We start from the raw sequence: 18117 nt of genomic DNA on the forward strand, positions 1-18117 counted from the left end.
CGCACCATCTTCCCGGCCATGACGATTTCCAGCCTTGAGTTCCGCGACGCGATGGCGCGGCTCGGCGCGGCGGTGAACGTGGTCACCACCGATGGCGCCGCGGGCCGCGCCGGCTTCACCGCCAGCGCGGTCTGCTCCGTGACGGACGACCCGCCGACGCTGCTGGTCTGCCTGAACCGCGCCAGCCGCGGCAACGCGCTGTTCAAGGCCAACGGCGTGCTGTGCGTGAACACGCTGGCCGCCGGCTGCCGTGGTCTGTCCGACGCCTTCGCCGGCAAGGGCGGGCTCGACACCGAAGGCCGCTTTGCGCTGGCAAAATGGAGCCGCCTGGCGACCGGCGCGCCGGTGCTGGACGATGCGGCCGTGGTCGCCTTCGACTGCCGCATCACCGAGGTGGTGGAGAAGGGCACGCACAGCGTGCTCTTCGCGGAGATCGAGGCGATCCGGCAGGGCGCGCCCGGCGGCGCGCTGATCTGGTACGGCCGCGACTACCATCCCGTGGGCGCCGTCGCGGCGGCGTAGGCGCCTTTACCACTCCCCGTAGAAGACGCCCGCCGCCTTGTGGCGGTCGGTGCGGAACTCGGCCTCGGCCCAGGTCAGGGTGGTGCGGCGCTTCAGGGCGCAGAACCAGGCGAGCAGCTTCTCCCGCATCGCGTCCCGCACGCCTTCCAGCGACGGATCGGCGCCGAGGTCGTGGAATTCCTGCGGGTCGGCGGCGAGGTCGAAGAGCTGCGGCCGGTAGCCGCTGCTCCAATGCACGTATTTCCAGCGCGCATCGCGCACCATCCAGGCGTGGTGCTGGCCGGTCGGGTGACCCAGCCGCCGCCGCGCGCCGCGGAAGGTCCAGTCCAGCTCGCTGAACACCGCGTCGCGCCAGTCGCCGGCGTTGCCGCGCGTGATCGGCAGCAGTGACCGCCCCTCCACGACATGCAGCGCGGGATCGAGCGCCAGCGCATCCAGGATGGTCGGCACGACGTCGATCGCCTCGACGAAGCGGTCCTCCGCCGTGCCGCGCGTGGCGTCGGCCTCGGGCGAGGGATCGTAGAGGATGAACGGAATGCGCTGCACGCAGTCGTGGAACAGCTCCTTCTCGCCGAGCCAGTGGTCGCCGAGATAATCGCCATGGTCGGAGCAGAACACGACCAGCGTGTCCTTCCAGCGCCCGAGCCGCTCCATCTCCTCCCACACGCGGCCCAGATGGTGATCCAGCTGCGAGATCAGCCCCTGATAGGCCGGGCGCACGGTGCGGATGCAGGCATCGTCCTGAAAACTGCGCGACACTTCCTCGTCCTGCCAGGCGCGCATCACGGGATGCGCCGCGTCGCCGCGTTCGTCCGGGTGGCGTGAAACGGGCAGGCACTCGTTCTCGGAATACATCGCGTGGAAGGGCGCGGGCGCGATGTAGGGCCAGTGCGGCTTCACGTAGGAGAGGTGCAGCACCCAGGGCGCATCGCCCTGCCGGCGCATGAAGTCCAGCGCGACATCGGTGGTGTAGGCCGTCTCGCTGTGCTGTTCCTTCACGCGGGCGGGCAGGCGCGCGTTGCGCATCTTCCAGCCGTTCAGGACGCGGCCCTCCGCGTCCTCCACCGCGATCACGTAGTCGGTCCAGGGATCCTTGCTGTCATAGCCCTGCGCGCGCAGCCAATGCGCATAGGCGCTGTCGGGCTCGGCATGATGGCCGTCATGGCGGTCCACCAGGGTGAACCAGCCCTCGTCGAGCAGCGCCTTCAGGTCGTGCTGGCCATCCAGCTGCAGCCGCTTCATCCCGCGCGCATCGGGCAGCACATGCGTCTTGCCGGCCAGCGCCAGCGTCCTGCCGGCCTCGCGCAGGTGCCACCCCAGCGTCACCTCGCCGATCGAGAGCGGCACGCGGTTGTGCGTGGCGCCATGCGAGGCGACGTAGCGCCCTGTGTAGTAGCTCATGCGCGACGGGCCACAGATGCCGGACTGCACATAGGCCTGGGTGAAGCGCACGCCGCGCGCGGCCAGCGCATCGAGGTTCGGCGTGCGCAGGAAGGGATGGCCGGCGCAGCCCATGTGGTCCCAGCGCAGCTGGTCGCACATGATGAACAGCACGTTGCGGATCGTGGTCATGCCGCGGCGGTCCCCCGTGTCGCATCCTCTGTCGGGCCTCTCGCGGCACGGCGCAAGACCGGGCGGTTGCCCGCAGACGCGGCGGCTGACAGGCTCCCCGCAGGGCGACATGACGGGAGGATCGCATGACCATCACGCGCAGGACGATGCTCGCCACCGCCGCGCTCACCGCAGCGCAGGGCGCCACGGCACAGGAGGCGGCACGGATCGTCGCGACCTTCCCGCCCGGCGCCGCGCTGGATGGCATCGCGCGGTTGCTGGCCGAAGCCGCGCAGCGGGAGGGCCTTGGCAATGTCATCGTGGACAACCGGCCGGGCGCCAACGGCAACATCGCCGCCGCGATGGTCGCCAGGGCGCAGCCGGATGGCCGCACCCTGCTCTTCGCCATCGACACCGCCTTCACCGTGAACCCGCATCTCTACGGCAATCTCGGCTACGACGTCGCGTCGCTGGAGCCCGTAGCGCTGGCCGGCACCTATCCGGTGGTGCTGCTGGTGCATCCCTCGAGCGGGATCACGAGCCTGGCGCAGTTCCTGGATTCGGCGCGGCGACGGCCGCTGCTCTACGCCTCCGCCGGCTACGGCTCGCCCGGGCATCTCGCCATGGCGCATCTTGGCCATGCGCTCGGGCTTCCCACCGGCGCGCTGGAGCATGTGCCGTTCCGCGGCAATGCGGAGGCGATCACCAACCTGCTGGCGGGCAATGTGCAGGCCGGTTTCATCGCGATCTCGGGCGGCGCCGCCTTCGTCACCGATGGCAGGCTGCGGGCGCTCGCCGTCTCCGGCCCGGCGCCGATCCCGTTCCTGCCGCAGGTGCAGCCGGTGGCGGCGCAGGGGCATCCCGGCTTCGACGTGCGCTTCGCCTATCTGCTGATGGCGCCGCGCGGCATCCCGGATGCGACGAAGCGCGCCTGGGCGGATCTGGTGCGGAAGGTCTTCGCCGACCCTGCCGCGGAGCAGCGCCTGGCCGGTTGGGCCGTGACGCCGGAGACGGGCGATGCGCGGGACGCCGCCGCGTGGCTCGCCGCGGCATCCCCGCGCTGGCAGGCGGTGGTGCGCGCCGCGGGCATGCGCGTGGAATAGGGCACGAAAAACCCCCGGCGCATCGCCGCGCCGGGGGCGTTGGCATCTTCAAGCCGGGCGGCCGCGGGCGCACTGCCCGCGGCGCCGGTCACATCTCGGCGTAGGAGCCGTTCTTCCAGACGTAGAAGACGTAGTCGGGCACGGTCACGTCGCCCTTCTCGGTGAAGGAGATCTCGCCGAGCACGCTCTGCCACGGCCCCTGCGCCTTCAGCGCCTGCGCGACGCGGCGCGGGTCCACGCTGTTGATCTTCTTCGCGGCGTCCGCCCAGATCTGCACGGCCGCGTAGGTGTAGAGGACATAGCCCTCGGGGTCGACGTTCTTCGCCCGGAAGGCCTGCACCACCTGCGCCGCGCTCGCGCGCTTGCGCGGGTCGGAGCTGAAGGTCATCAGCGTGCCTTCACCGGCCGCGCCGGTGATCTGCCAGAACTCGTTGGTCACCAGCGCGTCGCCGCCGATCAGCGTGATGTTCATCCCGCGCTCCTTGGCCTGGCGCAGGATCAGCCCCGATTCGGTGTGGTAGCCGCCGACATAGACCACGCCGATATTCGCCGCCTGCAGGCGGGAGACGATAGCGGAGTAGTCACGCTCGCCCGGGTTGTACGCGCTGAACAGCGCCTCCTGCTTGCCGGCGGCGTTCATCGCCTTCTTCGTCTCCTCCGCCAGGCCGCGGCCATAGGCGGAGTTGTCGTGCAGGATGGCGACGTTCCGGTCGCGCATGTTCTGCGCGATGTAGCGCCCGGCCACCTGGCCCTGCTGGTCGTCACGGCCGCAGACGCGGAAGGTGTTCCACTTGCCCTCGTCCGTGAAGCGCGGGTTGGTGGAGGCGGGGCTGATCTGCAGCACGCCTTCCTCGGCATAGACGTCGCGCGCCGGGATCGAGCTGCCGGAGCAGAAATGCCCTGCCACCAGCGCCACGCGGCGGCCGGCGAGCTGGTTGGCGACGGAGACCGCCTGGCGCGGGTCGCAGGCGTCGTCGCCGATCTCGAGCGCAAGCTGGCGGCCGAGCACGCCGCCCGCGGCGTTGAGGTCGGCCACCACCTGCTCGGCGCCGGCGCGCATCTGGCCGCCGAAGGCCGCATACTGGCCGGTCATCGGGCCGGCGGTCGCGATGCGGATCGGGCCGCTGCCCTGGGCGAGGGCGCCGCGCCCCCCGAGCACCACGGGCGCGGCGAGCGCGCCCAGCATCACCGTCCTGCGCTGCAACATCTTCTCGGTCTCTCCCTGTGTTCCCGGCGCCCGCGGCGCCATCCCCGCCAAACTAGGCGAGGCGCACCGTCCGTGACCAGCCCGATGCACGGAACGCGGACCGCGCGGGGCGCGTTGCGGGGACGGACCGTCACCGAGGCAGCGATGCAGTCCCCACCCGAGATCGCGCGCATGGAGGGGCAGCACGGCTTCCAGCGACGCTTCTGGGTGGCTGAGCGGATCGGCTGGTTGGCCATGGCCGGCCTGGTGCTGGCGGCGCTGCTGGGCCTGCTCGGTGGCGGCGGACCGCTCGGCACCGCCGAGCGCCGGGTCGAAGGCGTCTCGGTGAGCTGGGCGCGGTTCCAGCGCCTGGGCCTGGCCACCCCGCTGCGCATCACCCTGCCGCCGGGCGTGCCGGCCGCGCTCCGCCCGCCCGCCGGATTCGCGGCGCGATGGCGACTGCGCGACACGACGGCGGGGGCGGATGGCCGCGACCTCGCGCTGCATATCGAGCCGGTCGGCGCACCCGGGCCGCAACGGCTGCGGCTGGAGGTCGCGGGGCGGATGCTCGACCTGCCGGTCTTCGTCTGGCCCTGAGATGGAGAGCGTGCTCCGCGCCGCGGCGCTCTATCTCGTGCTGCTGGTTCTGGTGCGCCTCACCGGCCGGCGCAGCATGCGCGAGACCAGCGCCTTCGACCTGGTGCTGTTGCTGGTGATCGGGGAGGCGACGCAACAGGCGCTGCTCGGCGAGGATTTCTCGCTGGTCAATGCGGTGCTGGTCGTCGTCACGCTGCTGCTGATGGATGTCGGCCTCTCGCTGCTCAAGCAGCGCAGCGAGGCGGCCGAGCGGGTGATCGACGGCGTGCCGACCCTGCTGGTGGCGGATGGCAAGCCGATCGAGGAGCGCCTGCGCCGCGCGCGCGTGGACGTGACGGACGTGCTGCAGGCGGCGCGGATCCGTCACGGGCTGGTCGGCCTCGAGCAGATCCGCTGGGCGGTGCTGGAGGCCGACGGGACGATCAGCATCATCCCCGCCGCGCGGCCAGGCGACTCGCGGCCCTGAGCGCCAGTGCGGCTCAGCCGTGGAAGCGCCGCGAGCTGTGCGCGCTGGCCCAGTCATGGCCATGCACCAGGCCGTCGTCATGCGCTTCCTCGATCACGCGCTCGGCGCGCGGCGCGGAGGCCTGGCGCAGCAGCTCGCCGACCGAGGGCGGCGGCTCGGTGGCCCAGCGATGGCCGTGCACCAGGCCGTCATCGTGATGGTCGTCGGTCATGGTGGTGTTCCTTTCCTGGACGGTTCCGAAGCGGATCAGTGGGCGTGCTCGAACTGCGCCGCCTCGGTGGAGGTGGCGAGCGCGGTGGTGCTGGCGGTGCCGCCGGAGGCCGCGGTCGCGACCGCGTCGAAATAGCCGACGCCGACCTCGCGCTGGTGGCGCACCGCGGTGAAGCCCTCGGCCTCGGCGGCGAACTCGGCCTGCTGCAATTCGCTGTAGGCGCCCATGCCGTGCTCGGCGTAGCCACGCGCCAGCTTGAACATCGACAGGTTCAGGCTGTGGAAGCCGGCGAGTGTGACGAACTGGAACTTGTAGCCCATCGCGCCGAGCTCGCGCTGGAAGCGCGTCGCGGCCTCGACGCCCATCTTGCGCTGCCAGTTGAAGCTGGGCGAGCAGTTGTAGGCGAGCATCTTGCCCGGGAATTCGCGCTGGATGGCTGCCGCGAAATCGCGCGCATCCTGCAGGTCGGGGTCGGAGGTCTCCCACCACAGCAGGTCGGCATAGGGCGCATAGGCCAGGCTGCGGGCGATGGCGTATTGCTTGCCCATGCCGGGGCGGATGCGGAAGAAGCCCTCCGGCGTGCGCTCGCCGGTCAGGAAGGGGCGGTCGCGCTCGTCGATGTCGGCGGTGAGAAGCTGCGCGGATTCCGCATCGGTGCGGCACAGCAGCACCGTCGGCACGCCTTCCACCTCGGCCGCCAGCCGCGCGGCGTTCAGCGTGCGGATGTGCTGGCTGATCGGGACCAGCACCTTGCCGCCGAGATGGCCGCACTTCTTCTCGCTGCTCAGCTGGTCCTCGAAATGCACGCCGGCGGCGCCGGCCTCGATCATGTGGCGCATCAGCTCATAGGCGTTCAGCGCGCCGCCGAAGCCGGCCTCGGCATCCGCGATGATGGGGGCCATCCAGCAGGTGCTGTCGCCCTTCCCCTCCTGCACCGCGATCTGGTCGCAGCGGCGCAGCGCGTTGTTGATGCGGCGCACGACATTCGGCACGGAATCGACCGGGTAGAGCGACTGGTCCGGATACATCTCCCCGCCGGTGTTCGCATCGGCCGCGACCTGCCAGCCGGAGAGGTAGATCGCCTTCAGCCCCGCCTTCACCTGCTGCACCGCCTGCATGCCGGTCAGCGCGCCGAGCGTGTTCACGAAGGGCTCAGTCTTCAGCAACTGCCACAGGCGGCGCGCGCCCATGTCGGCCAGCGTGTGCTGCACCCGGAAACTGCCGGAGAGGCGTGCGACATCGGCCGGCGTGTAGTCGCGGCGGATGCCCTCGAAGCGGCCCGGCATGGGCGCGCCGCCGCCAAGGCCCGAGCCATCGGGGGCGAAGTTCGGGGAGGTGGTGTGACGGGTCATTGGCGCTCCTTGCCGCGCATCCTTGCGCGCGGCTCTCGTCAATAATTCACATTGCAGCGCCGAAGTTCAGCAGGGAGAATGCGTGTCGAGCGGCAAGGCTGTGCATGATTTCACAGGCACTGCCACGCGTTTTGTAAAGGATGATACATGGCGCGCCCGCTGATCGGCCGCACGATCCGCCGCCTGCGCATGGAGCGCGGCCTGACCCAGCAGGCGCTCGCGGCCCGGCTCGGCATCTCCGCCAGCTACCTGAACCTGATCGAGCACGACCAGCGCACCGTCACCGCAAGCCTGCTGATCAAGCTCGGCGAGCATCTGTCGGTGGATCTCGCCGCGCTCTCGGGCAACCGCGAGCGCCAGACGGAGGCCGGGCTGCGCGAGGTGCTGTCCGATCCGCTGCTCGGGCTCGATGCCGTGCCGGAGATGGAGGTCGCGTCGCTCGCCGCCTCCGCGCCGAATGCGGCGCGCGCGATGCTCGCGCTGTACCGCGCCTGGCGCGTCGCGAAGGAGGACGCCTCGGGCATTGCGCTGCCGACAGGCCGACGCATCCTGCTGCCGACGGAAGAGGCGCGCGACTTCTTCCACGACCATGCCAACCACTTCCCCGCGCTGGAGGCGATCGCGGAGCGCCTGGGCGCGGAGCTGCGCGCAAGCCCGGCGGAGATGAACCACGCCATCGCCGAAAGGCTGCGCCACACCCATGGCGTGACGGTCGCTGTTGGGCCGCTGGAAGGCTCGCTGCGGCGCTACGATCCGGCACTACGGCGGCTCGATCTCTCCGAGTCGCTGCCGCGCGAATCGCGCGGATTCCAGATGGCCTTCCAGCTCATGCTGCTCGAGGCGCGGGAGGCGGTGGAAGCGGTGGTCGCGCCGGCCGAGCCCTCCACGCCCGAAGCCGCGTCGATCATCCGGCTCGGCCTGCTGAACTACCTGGCCGGGGCGCTGCTGATGCCCTACGCCGCCTTCCTCGCCGCCGCGCGGGAACTGCGGCACGAGGTGGAGGCGATGGCCGCGCGCTTCGGCGTGTCCTTCGAGCAGGCGGCGCACCGCCTCTCCACGCTGCAGCGCGACGGCGCGCGCGGCGTGCCCTTCTTCTTCCTGCGCGTGGACCCGGCGGGCAATGTGGACAAGCGCTTCTCGGCGGCCGGCTTCCCCTTCGCGCGCTTCGGCGGCAGCTGCCCGAAATGGATCGTCCACCGCGCCTTCGCCCATCCTGGCGAGACCCAGGTGCAGGTCGCACAACTGCCGGATGGTGCGACCTTCCTGACCTTCGCGCGCGCCATCGCGGCACCCACCACGCGCTGGGGGGAACCCGCGCCGATGCATGTGGTGGCGATGGGCTGCGACATCGCACGCTCGGATGAGCTCGCCTATGCGGATGCGCTCGACATACCGCGCGCGGCGGTGGGAATCGGCCTGTCCTGCCGGCTCTGCGACCGCACGGACTGCCGCAGCCGCGCCTTCCCGCCGCTGGAACACCGCCTGATGCTCGACCCCAATGAGGACAGCGCCGCGCCCTGGCGATTCGAGAAGGCGAAGCGGCTCTGAGCCAGTGCCCCGTTCAGAGTGGGTGAGGTTTCACAAGTCCGTCATTGCACGCCGCCCGATTCCTCCGCTTACTCCGTTCGCGAAGCGGAATCGGGGCGACGGCCCCGCACGGGAGAAAGAGCGAGCGATGTCGGCCTGGATCAACGAGTTCCACTACGACAACACCGGCACGGACGTCGGCGAGTTCATCGAGATCGCCGGCAAGGCCGGCACCGACCTCACTGGCTGGTCGCTGGTGCGCTACAATGGCAGCGCGCCCGGCGCGGCGGTGGTCTATTCGTCCCCCGGGAGCATCACCCTCACCAGCGTCGTCATCCCGAACCAGCAGAACGGCTTCGGCACCGTTTCCTTTGCGCTGCCGCAGGACGGCCTGCAGAATGGGGCCAATGACGGCTTCGCGCTGGTCGACGACAACGGCATCGTCGTGCAGCTGCTCAGCTACGAGGGCGTCTTCACCGCCTCCAACGGACCCGCCGCGGGCCTGACCAGCATCGATGTCGGCGTGGCGCAGACCAGCTCCACCCTGGTCGGCACCTCCCTGCACCTGGTCGGCGCCGGCGACGACCATGCGGACTTCACCTGGTCGATCTCCGCCGACGACAGCCCGGGCGCGGTGAATGACGGGCAGACCTTCGTTGCGGCCGTCGTCATCCCCGTGATCAACGAGTTCAGCTTCAGCACGGCCGGCACCGACGTGGAGTATGTCGAGGTGAAGGGCGCGCCGAACACCGCGCTCTCCACCCTCTACCTGCTGCAGATCGAAGGAGACACCGGCAGTCCACGCGGCACGGTGGACAGCGTGCTGCAGGTCGGCACGACCGACGCCGCTGGATTCTGGCTCGGCAGCGTCGCCGCCAATACCTTCGAGAACGGGACCGTCACGCTGCTGCTGGTCTCCGATTGGACCGGCTCCGTGGGCACCGACCTCGACACGAATGACGACGGCGTCCTGGACGTGACGCCCTGGACCGCGATCGTGGACAGCGTCGCGGTGAATGATGGTGGCGTGGGCGACCTGACCTATGGTGCGCCCGTTTTGGGCGTCGCCTATGACGGCCTGTCCTTCGCCCCCGGCGGCGCGAGCCGCATCCCGGACGGCACCGACACCGACAGCACCGCCGACTGGGTGCGCAACGATTTCGACCTGGCCGGCATCCCCGGCTTCGCCGGCACCCCGGTGGTGGGCGAGGCGCTGAACACGCCGGGCGCGCCGAACCAGGCCTATGCCCCGCCGGTCGGCGCCAGCGTGACGATCAACGACGTCTCGATCGCCGAGGGCGATTCCGGCACCACGCAGCTGGTCTTCACCGTCACGCGCAGCGACAACACGGGCGCCTTCACGCTGGACTTCGTCACCGCCGATGGCGGCGCGACCGCGGGCAGCGACTACGAGGCGGCAAGCGGCACGCTGACCTTCGCCGCCGGCGGCGACCTCACCCAGACCATCTCCGTCACCGTCAACGGCGACACCGTCTTCGAGGGCGACGAGAGCTTCACCGTCACCCTCTCCAACCTCGCCGTCACGGGCGGCACGGCGACGCTGGACGACGCCTCGGGCACCGGCACGATCCTCAACGACGATGCGAATTTCCGGAAGATCCACGAGGTGCAGGGCGCGGGTGCGGCCAGCCCGCTGGTCGGCCAGACCGTCACGGTCGAGGCGATCGTCGTCGGCGATTTCCAGAACGGCGACGCCGATGCGAAGCGCAACCTCGGCGGCTTCTACCTGCAGGAGGAGGATGCCGATGCGGACGCCAACGCGCTGACCTCGGAAGGCATCTTCGTCTTCCAGGGCGGCGCCCTCGGCGATGTCGCGCTCGGCGACCGCGTGCGGATCACCGGCACGGTCTCCGAGTTCTTCGGCATGACGCAGATCACCGCGGCCAGCATCAGCGTGCTCGACAGCGGCAACCCGCTGCCGACCGCCGCAGAGATCCTGCTGCCCGCCGCGGCGACCACGCTGAACCAGAACGGCCGCGTCCAGCCCGACCTCGAATCCTATGAAGGCATGCGGGTCGTCTTCACGCAGACGCTGACCGTCACGGAGCAGTTCCAGCTCGACCGCTTCAATGAGATCAAGCTGGTCGCCGGCGACCGGCCGATGCAGTTCACGCAGGAGAACCTGCCCGACGCCCCGGGCTACCAGGCCTCGCTCGTCGAGGTCGGCGCGCGCACCATCACCTATGACGACGGGCTCAACATCCAGAACGGGCCCATCGGCAACCTGGACGGCTTCGGGCCGACCTACGGCACGGCCAATGCGCCGCGCATGGGCGATACGGTCACCAACCTCTCCGGCGTGCTCGACTACCAGTTCGCCGGCAATGCGACGAGCGGCGCCACCTGGCGCGTCCGCGCCACCCAGGACGGCGCCAACAGCTTCGTGGACGCGGCGCCGCGCCCCGCCGCGGCGCCCGATGTCGGCGGCACGCTGCAGGTCGCGTCCTTCAACGTGCTCAACTTCTTCACCACGCTGAGCGCCGGCGGCGCGCTGACGGCCATCGGCCTCGATCCGCGCGGCGCCAATTCCGCGGCGGAGTTCGACCGCCAGGCGGAGAAGCTGCTGACCACGCTGCATCTGCTCGGCGCCGACGTCATCGGCCTGATCGAGCTCGAGAACGACTTCGCTGTCGGCGCTTCCGGCAACGCGATCGAGTTCATCGTCGAGGGGCTGAACGCGCTCGAAGGCGGCGATGTCTGGTCCTGGGTGAACCCGGACACGCGCTTCGTCGGCACGGACGCCATCGCCGTCGGGCTGATCTACCGCAACGACGCGGTGCAGCTCGCCGGCGGCACCACCGTGTCCATCCTCGATTCCGGGCTCATCGCGCAGGATGGCCGCGCGCCCATCGCGGCCAGCTTCGAGGACATCACGAGCGGCGAGGTCTTCACCGTCACGGTCAACCACTTCAAGTCGAAGGGCTCCGCCGCCGGCCTGCCGGGCGATGCCGATGCCGGCGACGGCCAGGGCCTCTCCAACGCCACGCGCGTGCAGCAGGCGCAGGAGCTGCTGGACTGGCTTGGCACCGACCCGACCGGCGCGAACGACGACGACGTGCTGATCATCGGCGACCTCAACGCCTATGCGATGGAGGACCCGATCCGGCTGCTGGAGAATGCCGGCTACGTGAATCTCGAGCAGCCCGGCAGCTACTCCTATGTCTTCGACGGGCTGACGGGCTCGCTCGATCACGCGCTCGCCTCGGCCTCGCTCGCGGCGAAAGTTTCGGGCGCGGCGGCGTGGCACATCAACGCGGACGAGGCGGATGCGCTGGACTACAACCTCGATTTCGGCCGCGACCCGGCGATCTTCGACGGCACCGTGCCCTTCCGCACCTCCGACCACGATCCGCTGCTGGTCGGCCTGAACTTCGTCAACGAGAACGAGCTGATTGTTCGCGGCGACGGCGACGACACGGTGGATGGCGGCGCGGGCGACGACACGATCCTGGGCGGCGGCGGCGACGACAGCCTGATCGGCGGCGAGGGCGATGACGAGCTCGACGGCGAGGCGGGCAACGACACGATGGAAGGCGGTGCGGGCAACGACCTCTACCATCTCGACAGCCGGTTCGACCGCGTGGTCGAGCAGGCGGGCGAAGGCGCCGACACCATCATGGGCGAGGTGGAGCTCCGGCTCGGCGCCAACATCGAGGCCGCGCAGCTCACGGGAGAGGCCAACGTCGCGATCCGCGCCAACGGGCTCGACAACCGCCTGGTCGGGAACCTGGGCAACAACAAGATCGAGGGCTTCGACGGGGCCGATGCGATACTGGGCGGCGAAGGCAGGGACACGCTCATCGGCGGCAACGGGGACGACCTGCTGCTGGGCGGCGAGGGCCGTGACGTGCTGTTCGGCGGCGAAGGAGCCGACACGCTCGATGGCGGCGCGGATGGCGACTGGCTGCGGGGCGATGCCGGCGCGGACACCTATCTGTTCTCGGTCGGTCCGGGGGGGCTGACCGATGCGAAGCTGATCCACGGCTTCGCATCGGGCGAGGACATGATCGCGATCCTGGCGGCCGCGTTCGATCCGTCGCTTGCCGCCGGGGCGCTCGATCCGTCGCGGTTCGAGGCGAATGCGCGCGGCCAGGCGACCACGGCGGGCCAGGGCGTCTTCGTCTTCGAGACCGACAAGGCCTGGCTGTGGTGGGACACGGATGGCGCCGAGGCGGGGCGCGAGCTCGTGGCGCGCTTCGGCAGCTCCTCCCCGCTCGATGCCTCCGACTTCATCGTGATCTGAGGGCGGGCTCCCCGCGGGGGTGCCGGCGGTATCGCCACGCGGTGTGCGGGAGTAGCCTCCCGCCGCCGTGACCCCCCGCGACATCCCCGCCGACACCGCGCCCGCCCCGCTGCCCGCCGCCACCCGCCGCCGGCCGCCCATCTGGCTGCTGGTCGCGATGATCGGCCTCGGCCCCTTCACGATGCAGATCGTCGTGCCCTCGCTGCCGGCGATGGCGCGCGACCTGAACGCCTCGATCGCCACCATCCAGCTCACCGTCACGCTCTACCTGCTGGCAGTGGGCTTCGGGCAGCTGATCTACGGCCCGCTGTCGGACCGCTTCGGGCGGCGCCCGCTGCTGATGGGCGGGCTCGCCCTCTATGCGGTCGCGAGCCTGGCGGCGGCGCTGAGCGTCGGCGTGCTCGGCCTGGTCGTCGCGCGCAGCTTCCAGGCGATCGGTGCCTGTGCCGGCGTGGTGCTGGCGCGCGCGGTGATCCGCGATGTCTGGTCGCGGGAGGAAGCGACCAGCGTGCTGGGCTATGTCACAATGGGCATGACCATCGCGCCGATGCTGGCGCCGATCCTCGGCAGCCTGCTGGAACAGGCGGCGGGCTGGCGCGCGACAATGCTGGCCTGCCTCGCCTTCGCGCTGCCGCTGGCCGCGGCCAGCTGGTTCCGCCTGCCGGAGACGCTGGCCGCGCCGCAGAAGCTGCCGGGGCTCGCCGCGATCTGGGGCGCCTATCGCGGCCTCTGGGCGGTGCCGTCCTTCCGCGCCTATGCCGCGCTCACCGCCAGTTCCACCGCGGTGTTCTTCGCCTTCCTTGGCGGCGCGCCCTATGTCGTGGTGCAGGGCATGGGCTATTCGCCCGTCGCCTTCGCGCTGGCCTTCGCGGCGATCTCCATCGCCTTCGCGCTCGGCAACTGGATCGCCGGGCGCTTCGCCCCGCGGCTCGGCGCGCTGCGGCTGCTGGAGTGGGGCGTCGCGGTCTGCACCGGCGGCGCGCTGCTGGCGACGCTGCTGCTGCTGCTCCTGCCGCCGCACATCCTGGTCTTCTTCCTGCCGATGGCGCTGGTCGCGGTCGGCAACGGCATGACGCAGCCGAGCTCGATTGCCGGCGCGCTGTCCGCGCGGCCGCAGCTGGCGGGCACCGCCTCCTCCCTGGTCGGGGCGATGCAGATGGGATTCGGCGCGCTGATGAGCTTCGTGGTCGGGCTGGTGGAGTTCGGCGCCGGCATCGGCACCGGGCTGACCATGGCCGGCTGCGGCGTCGGCGCCTATCTCGCGCTGCGGGCGGTGCGCCGCGTGGCCGGGCGGTGACCGCGCCGCCTACCGCGCCGCCTGCTCCGCCGGGCGGCGGATCAGCACGGTGACGGGCGCGATCACCACGCCGCGCGCCTCGAGCCCCGCGCTCCAGGCCGCGATCGCCGCGACCACCGAGGGCACCGGGTCGTTCGCCAGGCCCAAGGCCGAGTTGTTCTGCCGCGCCAGATCCTCGAGCTCCGCCAGCCGGCGCTCGACCTCCACCCGCACGGCGGAAGGTTCGTCGAGCAGCACGTCCACGCTGCGGCCGAAGGCGCGCGCCGGCTGCGGCGCGCCAGGCCTCGGGTCCACGTAAAGAAGGCCGCGACGGGTGAGCGAGGCCTGGATGATCCCCAGCAACTCGGCATTGGCGGCGAAGCGCTCGCCGCGCATCCCGCCCAGCCCGCCGATGGCGCCCACCTGGCCCCGGATGCGGGACAGGGCCCATTCCAGCCGGTCGAGATTCTCGCCGACGGTCAGGCTGGTGAGCAGCGCGCGCTCGCCCGGATCGGCCTGCGCGCCGAAGCCCTGGGGTTCCAGGGGCAGCGCGACCAGCACCTCCATCCCGCGCGCGCGGGCGCGCTCCAGCAGCGGCGCCGACCGCAGCGAATAGGGGCTGAAGGCCAGCGTCACGCCGCCGGGCAGGCGGCGGATCGCCTCCTCAGAATGCTGGGCGAAGAGGCCGATGTTGTTGATGACGATACCCACGCGCGGCCGCCGGTCCTCGCGGTCGAAGGGCCGGGCGTAGGTGCGGATGGAGGTCCGCTCCCCCGGCCCCAGCCGCGGCACGAGCCCGTGGCGGGAAGTTTCGAGCAGCTGCTCGTCAGGCGGGGGGATGACAGGATCGGCGGCCGCGGTCCGCGCCTCGGCCAGGCGCAGCGGCGGGGGCTCGGGTGCGGCCGGCGGCGCCGCCGGTGCGGCGGTGGCGGACGGCGCTGGCGCGGCCACGGGCTGGGGCGCCGGGGTGGGCGCCGGAGCCGGCGCTGCCGGCACCGGGACTACCGGAGGCGCTTCGAGGGCGGCTTGCGGTGGCCCGGCCGGCGGGCCGAGCCAGGCAAGCACGCCGACGCCGCCGGCCAGGGCCAGCAGCACCGCCGCCCAGAACAGCCCGAGGAGCCTCATGTCCCGACCATGTTCGGGACGCGTCAGCGGGCTGGCGGCTCAGCGCTGCGCGCGGCGCTGCGGGCCACCCTGGGCCGCAGCGAGGTTGCGCAGGAACTGGACGGCCTGCTGCAGCTGGTGGTCGGTCTCGGGCTTGGTGGCATCGAAGGCGGGTGCGCCCTCGGCCGGCACGCGCGCCACGCGCTCCTGCACGCCGGCGGGCAGGTTCAGCGGCGGCGGCGGCGTCGCGGGCTGCGCCGCCTGGCGGTCGCCGTTGTCGTTGCGCAGCGCGCGGCGCAGGTCGGCCTCGCGGTCGCGGTGCGGCGCGTTGGGGTCGGGCCGCGCGGCCAGCACCTCGATGTCCGGCTCGATCCCCGTCGCCTGGATGGAGCGGCCGGAGGGCGTGTAGTAGCGCGCCGTGGTGAGCCGGATCGCGCCCTGGCCGGGGATCGGCATCACGGTCTGCACGCTGCCCTTGCCGAAGCTCTTCACGCCCATCACCACCGCGCGGCGATGATCTTGCAGCGCGCCGGCCACGATCTCGCTGGCGCTGGCCGAGCCGCCGTTGATCAGCACGACCATCGGCAGGCCCTGGGCGATGTCGCCCGCCCGCGCGTTCCAGCGCTGCGCATCCTCGGCCCGGCGGGCGCGGGTGGAGACGATCTCGCCCTGGTCGAGGAAGTCGTCCGCCACCTGCACCGCCTGGTCGAGCAGGCCGCCCGGGTTGTTGCGCAGGTCGAGGATCAGGCCCTTCAGGTTCCCGCCGGCCTGCTGGCGCATGGTGGAGATGGCGCGGCGCAGCGCGCCTTCGGTCTGCTCGTTGAAGGCGGAGAGGCGGACATAGGCGACGTCCCCGCCCTCCAGCCGGAAGCGGGCCACCTGCGGGCGGATCACGTCGCGCGTCAGGGTGAGTTCCAGGGGCTGGCGCTCGCCCTCGCGCCGAACGGTCAGGCGGATCTGCGTGCCGCGCTCGCCGCGCATCTGCTCCACCGCCTCCTGCAGGGAGAGGCCCTGGGTGGACTGGCCGTTGAGGTGGGTGATCAGGTCGCCCGGCTTCACGCCGGCGCGGGCCGCCGGGGTGTCGTCGATCGGGGAGATGACCTTGACGTAGCCGTTCTCCTGCGTGACCTCGATGCCGAGGCCGCCGAACTCGCCGCGCGTCTGCACCTGCATGTCGCGGAAGCTGCGCGGGTTCATGTAGGAGCTGTGCGGGTCGAGGCCCTGCAGCATGCCGTTGATCGCGGCCTCGATCACCTCGCGGTCGTTCACCGGTTCGACGTATTCGGCGCGGATCCGCTCGAAGACGTCGCCGAACAGGTTCAGCAGGCGATAGGTCTCGCCCCGGCCGCTGTCCTGCGCCCAGGCCTGGAAGGTCGGCAGGGCGATGAAGGGGCCGGTGACCGCGCCGGCCAGGAAGGCCGCCCCGATTGCGCCCATGCGCAACATCCGCCGTCGGCGGCTGCCAGTCGGCGCAGGTTGCGCCGCGCCGACGCTCGGCACCCTGGCGTCACGCAGCCGCGTCGAACCCTGTCCAGACTTGCCGCTCATGCGACCACCCGATCCTTTGCCGACGCCTCGCGACGCCGCCTGAAAAACAACCACATCCGTCCGGGCCGATCACCCGAAGGCTACCCCCGCGCGGAGAACCAGGGCCGCGGATCCACCGGCTGCCCGTTCCGACGCAACTCCACATAGAGCGTGGCGCCGTCATTGCCAGCGCTCCCCAGCACACCGACGGGCTCGCCCGCCAATAGCCGCCGCCCCGCCGCGGTATCGAGCCGGTCGAGGCCGGCCAGGACAAAATGGTATCCCCCGCCGCAGTCCACAATCAACAAGAGCCCGTAGGATCGAAACGGCGCCGCATAGACGGCCCGTCCCGCGCAGGGCGAGACCACCCGGGCGCGCCCCGCGGCCGCGAAGGTGACGCCGCGATGCGGCCCCCCGGCCACCCGCTCGCCCCAGTCGGTGACGATGCGGCCGGCCACCGGCAGGGCCCGCCCGCCGCGGGCCGGCGGGGCCGGGATGGCCGCCTCGCGGGGCGACTCGGCGGCGCGGCGGCGCTCCGCCTCGGCCGCAAGGCGTCGCTCCCGCGCGGCCTCCGCCGCCTGCCGGGCCTCGGCGGCGGCGCGGGCGGCTGCGCTGGCCCGCTCGCGCGCCTCCTGCCTGGCGCGTTCCCGCTCCAGCCGCTGCAGGGCCTCGGCCAGGTCGCGCGCCTGCGCGGCAGCCGCCTGGGCGCGCTCGGCCGCCGCATCCTCCTCGGCCTCGGCCTCGGCCCGCGCGCCGCGCGCCGCCTCGAGCTCGGCCTCCAGGGTCGTGGCGGCGGCCCGCGCCGCTTCCTCGGCGGCGGCCAGGGCGGCTTCCTCGCGTCGCGCCTCGGCAAGCGCGGCCTCGGCCTCCCGCTGGGCGGCGCGAAGCGAGGCGGCCTCCTCTTCCAGCTGCCGGACCAGGCCGCGCAGAACCAGCGCGCCCCGCAAGGCCTCTTCCGGTTCGGCAGGGACCGCGAGAACCGTCTCGGCCGGCCAAAGCCCGAGTCGCAGCATCACCGGCAGCACCGGGCGCAGTTGCTCCGCCCGCTGACGCATCGCGGCCCTCGCCTGGTCGCCGAGCCTCCGGGCGGCCTGGGCGCGCGCCCGGGTCGCGATGAGTTCCTCCTCGGCCGCCTGCGCCGTCCGGGCGGCCTCCACCAGCCGGTCGGCGACGCGCACCTCCTCCTCGGCGCGGCGGCGCGCCTCCGCCGCGGCGGCTTCCGCCGCGCGGCGCCGCTCGGTCGCGATGCGCTCCGCCTCCCGCACCTCGCGCGCGGATTGCGCCAGCGCCGGCGCAGCCGCGAGGCCGTGCAGCAGGAGCAGCGCCGCCGACAGGCGGATCATGCGGGCGGTGTCATGCACAGGCGCATTGTCCGCCTCCGGGACGCCGCGCCGCAAGCTTCGGCGCGTGAGCAAGCGTTTCGGGCTGCAA

General features: G+C 71.8%; 14 protein-coding genes. 7 read left to right on the forward strand and 7 right to left on the reverse strand.

Annotated elements, in window-relative coordinates:
- Positions 1-18: 18 nt before the first annotated feature.
- Positions 19-522: a flavin reductase gene (locus DFH01_RS03230; RefSeq protein ID WP_109868936.1), complete on the forward strand. Its 504-nt coding sequence runs from the start codon at positions 19-21 to the stop codon at positions 520-522.
- Positions 523-528: 6 nt separating this feature from the next.
- Here DFH01_RS03230 and DFH01_RS03235 read toward each other — a convergent pair whose 3' ends face one another.
- Complete coding sequence (locus DFH01_RS03235; protein ID WP_109868937.1) at positions 529-2094, reverse strand: sulfatase-like hydrolase/transferase; 1566 nt, start codon at positions 2092-2094, stop codon at positions 529-531.
- A gap of 125 nt (positions 2095-2219) precedes the next feature.
- Here DFH01_RS03235 and DFH01_RS03240 point away from each other — a divergent pair, with 125 nt between their 5' ends.
- The gene (locus DFH01_RS03240) at positions 2220-3176 is read left to right on the forward strand and encodes a Bug family tripartite tricarboxylate transporter substrate binding protein (RefSeq protein ID WP_109868938.1); all 957 of its coding nucleotides are present in this window, start codon (positions 2220-2222) and stop codon (positions 3174-3176) included.
- 88 nt (positions 3177-3264) lie between these two features.
- Here DFH01_RS03240 and DFH01_RS03245 read toward each other — a convergent pair whose 3' ends face one another.
- Positions 3265-4383, reverse strand: a complete 1119-nt coding sequence (locus tag DFH01_RS03245) for a branched-chain amino acid ABC transporter substrate-binding protein (RefSeq protein WP_109868939.1) — start codon at positions 4381-4383, stop codon at positions 3265-3267.
- Between the two features lie 144 nt (positions 4384-4527).
- Here DFH01_RS03245 and DFH01_RS03250 point away from each other — a divergent pair, with 144 nt between their 5' ends.
- On the forward strand, positions 4528-4959 hold the full coding sequence (locus tag DFH01_RS03250; RefSeq protein ID WP_109868940.1) for a hypothetical protein: 432 nt from the start codon (positions 4528-4530) through the stop codon (positions 4957-4959).
- A 1-nt stretch (position 4960) separates the two neighbouring features.
- Positions 4961-5425 (forward strand): DUF421 domain-containing protein, encoded by a 465-nt coding sequence (locus DFH01_RS03255; protein ID WP_109868941.1) that lies wholly within the window; start codon positions 4961-4963, stop codon positions 5423-5425.
- A 13-nt stretch (positions 5426-5438) separates the two neighbouring features.
- On the opposite strand, the gene DFH01_RS03260 is transcribed toward DFH01_RS03255, so the two are convergent.
- Together DFH01_RS03260 and aceA are read right to left on the reverse strand one after the other, a co-directional pair.
- Positions 5439-5636: a hypothetical protein gene (locus DFH01_RS03260; RefSeq protein ID WP_109868942.1), complete on the reverse strand. Its 198-nt coding sequence runs from the start codon at positions 5634-5636 to the stop codon at positions 5439-5441.
- Between the two features lie 35 nt (positions 5637-5671).
- On the reverse strand, positions 5672-6922 hold the full coding sequence (gene aceA / locus DFH01_RS03265; protein WP_233256017.1) for an isocitrate lyase: 1251 nt from the start codon (positions 6920-6922) through the stop codon (positions 5672-5674).
- Between the two features lie 213 nt (positions 6923-7135).
- Between aceA and DFH01_RS03270 the strand changes: the two genes are divergently transcribed.
- The 3 genes from DFH01_RS03270 to DFH01_RS03280 all read left to right on the forward strand — a co-directional run bounded on the left by DFH01_RS03270 (position 7136) and on the right by DFH01_RS03280 (position 14076).
- A complete protein-coding gene (locus tag DFH01_RS03270) occupies positions 7136-8536 on the forward strand; it encodes a helix-turn-helix domain-containing protein (RefSeq protein ID WP_109868944.1) in 1401 nt (466 codons plus the stop codon).
- A 127-nt stretch (positions 8537-8663) separates the two neighbouring features.
- Positions 8664-12779, forward strand: a complete 4116-nt coding sequence (locus DFH01_RS03275; RefSeq protein WP_109868945.1) for an ExeM/NucH family extracellular endonuclease — start codon at positions 8664-8666, stop codon at positions 12777-12779.
- Positions 12780-12846: 67 nt separating this feature from the next.
- Positions 12847-14076, forward strand: coding sequence for a multidrug effflux MFS transporter (locus DFH01_RS03280; RefSeq protein ID WP_109868946.1), 1230 nt, complete (start codon positions 12847-12849; stop codon positions 14074-14076).
- 9 nt (positions 14077-14085) lie between these two features.
- On the opposite strand, the gene DFH01_RS03285 is transcribed toward DFH01_RS03280, so the two are convergent.
- The 3 genes from DFH01_RS03285 to DFH01_RS03295 all read right to left on the reverse strand — a co-directional run bounded on the left by DFH01_RS03285 (position 14086) and on the right by DFH01_RS03295 (position 18029).
- Entirely contained in the window at positions 14086-15180 is a 1095-nt protein-coding gene (locus DFH01_RS03285) for a divergent polysaccharide deacetylase family protein (RefSeq protein ID WP_109868947.1), read from the reverse strand.
- Between the two features lie 39 nt (positions 15181-15219).
- Complete coding sequence (locus DFH01_RS03290) at positions 15220-16596, reverse strand: S41 family peptidase (RefSeq protein ID WP_109868948.1); 1377 nt, start codon at positions 16594-16596, stop codon at positions 15220-15222.
- A 191-nt stretch (positions 16597-16787) separates the two neighbouring features.
- Positions 16788-18029, reverse strand: coding sequence for a murein hydrolase activator EnvC family protein (locus DFH01_RS03295; protein ID WP_146216983.1), 1242 nt, complete (start codon positions 18027-18029; stop codon positions 16788-16790).
- Positions 18030-18117: the final 88 nt, after the last annotated feature.

Origin of the sequence: Falsiroseomonas bella (assembly GCF_003173615.1) — a bacterium.
Taxonomy (GTDB): Bacteria; Pseudomonadota; Alphaproteobacteria; order Acetobacterales; family Acetobacteraceae; genus Falsiroseomonas; species Falsiroseomonas bella.

Coding starts and splice junctions, on each gene's coding strand:
- DFH01_RS03255 (WP_109868941.1), top strand. CDS start 4,961: ATGGAGAGCGTGCTCCGCGCCGCGGCGCTCTATCTCGTGCTGCTGGTT.
- DFH01_RS03230 (WP_109868936.1), top strand. CDS start 19: ATGACGATTTCCAGCCTTGAGTTCCGCGACGCGATGGCGCGGCTCGGC.
- DFH01_RS03270 (WP_109868944.1), top strand. CDS start 7,136: ATGGCGCGCCCGCTGATCGGCCGCACGATCCGCCGCCTGCGCATGGAG.
- DFH01_RS03275 (WP_109868945.1), top strand. CDS start 8,664: ATGTCGGCCTGGATCAACGAGTTCCACTACGACAACACCGGCACGGAC.
- DFH01_RS03245 (WP_109868939.1), bottom strand. CDS start 4,383: ATGTTGCAGCGCAGGACGGTGATGCTGGGCGCGCTCGCCGCGCCCGTG.
- DFH01_RS03250 (WP_109868940.1), top strand. CDS start 4,528: ATGCAGTCCCCACCCGAGATCGCGCGCATGGAGGGGCAGCACGGCTTC.
- DFH01_RS03295 (WP_146216983.1), bottom strand. CDS start 18,029: ATGATCCGCCTGTCGGCGGCGCTGCTCCTGCTGCACGGCCTCGCGGCT.
- DFH01_RS03240 (WP_109868938.1), top strand. CDS start 2,220: ATGACCATCACGCGCAGGACGATGCTCGCCACCGCCGCGCTCACCGCA.
- DFH01_RS03235 (WP_109868937.1), bottom strand. CDS start 2,094: ATGACCACGATCCGCAACGTGCTGTTCATCATGTGCGACCAGCTGCGC.
- DFH01_RS03260 (WP_109868942.1), bottom strand. CDS start 5,636: ATGACCGACGACCATCACGATGACGGCCTGGTGCACGGCCATCGCTGG.
- DFH01_RS03290 (WP_109868948.1), bottom strand. CDS start 16,596: ATGGGCGCAATCGGGGCGGCCTTCCTGGCCGGCGCGGTCACCGGCCCC.
- DFH01_RS03285 (WP_109868947.1), bottom strand. CDS start 15,180: ATGAGGCTCCTCGGGCTGTTCTGGGCGGCGGTGCTGCTGGCCCTGGCC.
- aceA (WP_233256017.1), bottom strand. CDS start 6,922: ATGCCGGGCCGCTTCGAGGGCATCCGCCGCGACTACACGCCGGCCGAT.